We start from the raw sequence: 4,579 nt of genomic DNA, 5'->3' as shown, positions 1-4,579 counted from the left end.
AGTCTTAATTAGTTTAGCAGGTAAGTTATAGTTTAAAGAAACAGTTTTCATACGAATAAATGAACCATCTTCTACCACTCTAGAAGAATGGAAACCAATTGGACCTTGTCCACGTGTACGGTAATTGGCATTGGTCGGGTTTTCAGGCGACCAACGATTAGAATAACTAGCAAACTGATTGATATTTGCCCAACCATTACTATTTCCTTCCATAATTAATCTATTTGCATTGTAAATATCATTACCATATGACCATTGGAAGAATACATTTAAACTAAATGCTTTATAGTTGAAATTGTTTGAAAATCCACCGGTATGAATTGGCTGTCCACTACCAATAAAAGTTAAATCAGCATCATTCATGATACCGTCACCATTTATATCTCTATACTTGATATCGCCTGGCAAAATAGTATTTCGAACAGCTCCATTAGTAGGAACAGAAGGTTTTAAGATGTAAACACCTGGCGAAGGATTATCAAAATCTGAATACTGATAATTACCTTCCCATATAAATCCAATCATCATTCCAGCAGGTTTTCCAATTTCAGCTACATATAATGGCTTGTTAAATTGAGAAACATAGTCTGAATTAGAAGTTAAAGAACGTTGCCCACGTGTAAGCTCCATGACTTTGTTTTTATTGAAACTAATATTCAGATTACTTTGCCAAGAAAAGTTTTTTGATTGCACATTAACCGTATTTAAAGTCAATTCAAGACCATCATTCCTTAATTTACCAATATTCTTTACGGCAGAAGTAAACCCAGTTGAAGAAGGTAGAATTGCATTCAATAACAAATTCTCAGTGGTTTTTCTGTATAGATCCATTTCAAGAACAACTCTGTCTTTCAAAATACCAATCTCATAACCTAAATCAATAGTAGTAACCTTTTCCCATGCTAGGTCTGGATTACCAATTGAGGAAACAGCATTAGAAGCGATAGGTGTTCCGTTATTAAATGAGTAACCATTAACACTTTGCAATAAACGAGCATAAGTATCAAAATCACCCACCCTATTATTACCATTGCTACCATAACTGGTTCTAATTTTGGAAGTAGAAACACCGGGTAATAATTTAGCAAAGAATCCTTCTTTGTGCATATTCCATGCTAAAGCTGCTCCAGGAAAATACCCCCAATATTGTCTGAATTTTGATGATCCATCTGCTCTAAAGGTACCTGTTACGATATACTTAGATTTATAATTATAATCTAACCTTCCAGCATATGAAGCCATTGTATTAACACTAGAAGAAGATACAGGATTGAAGGCTAAACCTTCTTCTAAACCGTCCATACCTAAATTCTCATTCGGTAATAATCTTCCGGCATATCCTTTAGTATTGGTATTATTACTATTTATTGCAAATAAGCCCAATCCAGTAATGGTATGATCTTTCTTAAACGTTTTCTTATAATTCAATGTAGTTTCATTCGAGAAGCTATTGGTGAAAAGATTACTAATTGAACCATTCACACCATTCACGTTATTCGGACTAGGACCACCTTGTGCAGTTTTTGAATTATAAAAACGTTCTAGAGTTAATTTATTATGACGAATACCAGCATTTGACTGAATATTTAAGTTTTTATTGATTTCATAGCTTAAGTATCCATTAGTTTCAACAAGACTAGTAATATTGAATGAATGCTGATTCTGAAGATCAATAAATGGATTTACTCTAAAATCAGAAGCGTTTAAGGCATCATCATCTACTGCATCAGCAAGAAGATCGTCATTTGGATTAGGAGAGATTGGACGATATAACCATGCTCTAGCTAATGCAAAGGCTGTTGGGTTTCCTTGAGTAACAGCACCCTGATTAATTACCTGACCGTATTGTTTAATTCCACTATAATTAACTGTTACACCAGCTTTTATCTTATTACTAATATTCTGATCAAGCGTTGCTCTTCCTGAATACCTATTTAAACCAGTATTTATAATTGAACCAATCTGATCAAATAAAGAGCCAGAAATAGAGTATTTAGTTTGATCGGTTCCACCTCTCAATGCAAGGTTGTAATTCTGTATAGCACCCTGCTGTAATACATAATCCTGGAAATTTACACCTGCAGCAGATTTGTAATCTTCAAGCGTTTTGCCACCTGCAAAAAACGCTCTCGTTGTTGCCGTTAATGGATTTAACTCTGTTTGGTATTTGATAAACTCATATGGACTCATAACTTCCATAGGTTTTGGCATTTCTTGAATACCATAAGAACTTGAAAAATTAACTACTGGTTTTCCAACCGAACCACGTTTTGTTTGTATAAGAATTACTCCATTTGCTGCTCTTGATCCATAAATTGCAGTAGATGATGCATCCTTTAATATGGTCATTGATTCAATCTCTTCAGGATTTATACTTGCAGGATCTGGATTTTCGACAGGAAAACCATCAATTACATATAAAGGAGATGTACTTTGAGTTAAAGAACCCGCTCCTCTAATTACAATGTTTATACCACCACCCGGCTGACCATCAGAAGCATTAACCTTTACACCAGCCACACGGCCAGCAAGGGCCTCAGCAAATGTACCAACAGGAGCTTTCATCATGTCATCCATCGGCACCACACCCACAGAACCAGTAAGATCTGGCTTTTTTACAGTTCCATAACCAATAACAACTACTTCACCTAAAGAAGCACTTGAAACTTGTAGAGTAACGTTAACAGTTGACCGATCACCAACGACAGTTTCTTGAGTTACCATCCCTAGAAAAGCAAAAACAAGAGTTTCATTACTGGCAGCCTGAATACTGTACTTTCCATTTGCCAATGTTGTTGTTCCTCTGTTAGTACCTTTTACTCTAACTGTTACACCAGGAAGTGGCTGGCCAGCTTCAAGTACAGTTCCGGTAATACTTTTTAATTGCTGCGATAATGCCTGATCTGAAAAACTCAGCAACAGCATTATGAGCATTACAATCCCTACTCCGGAGGGAAATGACCATGGTTTTTTTAATTTCATCATGTAATTGTTTAGCATAGTTTTTAATTAATAGTGGGTTAAAAATAAAAATGATATACGGGTGCGTACCCGTATAATTTTTTTAATAATTTATTCAAAATAGTATCGCTCATGAAAATTAATTTATTGTTAAAATAAAATCCTTTAAATATTTTCTTTTAACAGCGTATTATATAGTTAATTATAAGAATTTAAAATCGTTAAAAAAGATATAAAATTCAAGAACGTTTACGTACACTAATATATATAAAATTATAAAATATCCAATTTAGATTTTATTTTTATTATAAAATTATTCACCTAATTTATTTAAATGGATTAGGTATTTTTATTAAATCAGTTCGCGTATTACCATTTTCTGTTACTCGGGCCAAAGCATAAACCTCACCCCCTTTTCCAATAGCAATTGAATTAACATATAAAGGACGATCACCAGTGTCATAAAATACTGGACCATGATCTTTATAATATTTTGAGGGAATATGATAGGTTATTAAATGCAGGTTTTCTAAACCTTTAGCGGCTCCTTTTGCTATATGCTCTTCACCTGCAATACGTTTTCCATTTTCATATATTGGCCCACCTGTCAAGTAATAAATTGTTTCTTTATCTGGGCCTAATTGAAAACCCAGATACCCATAACTGAACTGATCAAACATCCCACTTGAAGAAGATGGCTCAGAAGTTATCCTTCTTACAAGTTCTATATGCTTATTTTGAGGATGGAAGCGAAATAAATAACCAGAGTTTCCATGTACTCCATAGGCAATGTTTTCAGGTTCATACCAAAATATTTTTCGCCAGTTATATCCCATGCTTCCCGGACGAGTTGGATCATACGTTCCAAAATAATCCAGTTTCAAGTTGATATCATCTAATTTTACAATTCTAGCTTCATTCGGATGGTATGAAAAAATATTTCCTTCTGAAGTAGAAAAATATACTGTACCGTTATTTGGATCTACAACCAAAGAACGACAAAGCGACCTAAAATCAGCACCAGGTTCACCAGCCTCACCATTTGCTGAAACCTGACCCAGGTTTTTTAGAATTTTTGTATTCACATCATAATGAACAAAATTGCCTTTAGGCCATGTTATTCCATAAACTTGCCCCCGAACACAGTCCATGGTCATGGTAACCATACCTTCACCATTTGGAAGAATAGCAAGGTCACTGAATGCTTTAGTTTTAAGATCATAAGAAAGAATATGACCACCTGGGTATAATTTATAATTGGCTGGAAGATTAACAGGCAGCCTATCCATACCTTTTATTAGTTCGTAATATCCTACATGAGTTGAAAAGTACAATTTGCCTCGACTTTCATAAAAACGTGTATGGCTCTTACCTTGAGGGATGAACATTTTTCCATTCTCGCCGCATACATCATTTAGGTCTGCTAAAAACTCTGTAACATCACGCTCTGGATCATAAACGTACATCTTTCCAGCAAACTCAATTTTATCGGAAGATAGGATATAATAAATTTTACCATCGCTTGCTGCCGATAATGCATTATAGGTATCATGTGCCTGTAAAAAGCCAGAATTATAAGTTTTAGCTATTAAATTACCACTCTTAAACAAAGAATCAG

General features: G+C 34.6%; 2 protein-coding genes. Both read right to left on the bottom strand.

The genetic code is table 11. The annotated features are described in order from the left end of the window. Positions 1 to 2,985: SusC/RagA family TonB-linked outer membrane protein (locus tag ACIQZ6_RS12005; protein WP_395811416.1), on the bottom strand; the 2,985-nt coding region annotated here is incomplete at its 3' end. A gap of 302 nt (positions 2,986 to 3,287) precedes the next feature. Next, a partial coding sequence (locus tag ACIQZ6_RS12000; RefSeq protein ID WP_395811414.1) for a hypothetical protein occupies positions 3,288 to 4,579 on the bottom strand: 1,292 nt, incomplete at its 5' end.

This window comes from Daejeonella sp. (genome assembly GCF_044348475.1).
Taxonomy (GTDB): Bacteria; Bacteroidota; Bacteroidia; order Sphingobacteriales; family Sphingobacteriaceae; genus Daejeonella.
Note: the sequence above shows the minus strand (reverse complement) of the source record. Positions and strands in the feature narration are given on the sequence as shown.